Origin of the sequence: Aequorivita marina (assembly GCF_031631895.2) — a bacterium.
Taxonomy (GTDB): Bacteria; Bacteroidota; Bacteroidia; order Flavobacteriales; family Flavobacteriaceae; genus Aequorivita; species Aequorivita marina.
This window is the reverse complement of the sequence record NZ_JAVMBW020000050.1, coordinates 1-293: the sequence shown is the minus strand read 5'-3', so window position 1 is coordinate 293 and position 293 is coordinate 1. Positions and strand designations below refer to the sequence as shown.

Here is a 293-nt window from a genome sequence, read left to right as displayed (position 1 = left end):
TTTGGGCTTAGCGCTGGGCTTACCCAGCAGAAGCTTGATGAGACCAGCTTTCCGTTAGAGGACTACGACCCGGTGATAGCTGGTATTGTGCAGAGCACTTCGTACTTTAACGTTGACGCTGGAGTGTCGTACAATTTTTTGAATCTATCGGCACATTTTACGGTTAAGAACATTATTTTTCAGAACCGTTCCATCTATACTGAGGAGTATGAGCCGAAGAACCAGCGCCGGTATTTGCTTTCTGGGGCCTATGCCATTGGTCGCTTTGATTCGGATTGGAGTTATGAACCCTC

The 293-nt window shown here is 47.1% G+C and carries 1 protein-coding gene; it reads left to right on the top strand.

What is annotated here, in order from left to right:
- A partial coding sequence (locus QPK98_RS15635; protein WP_310994400.1) for a type IX secretion system membrane protein PorP/SprF occupies positions 1-293 on the top strand: 293 nt, incomplete at both ends.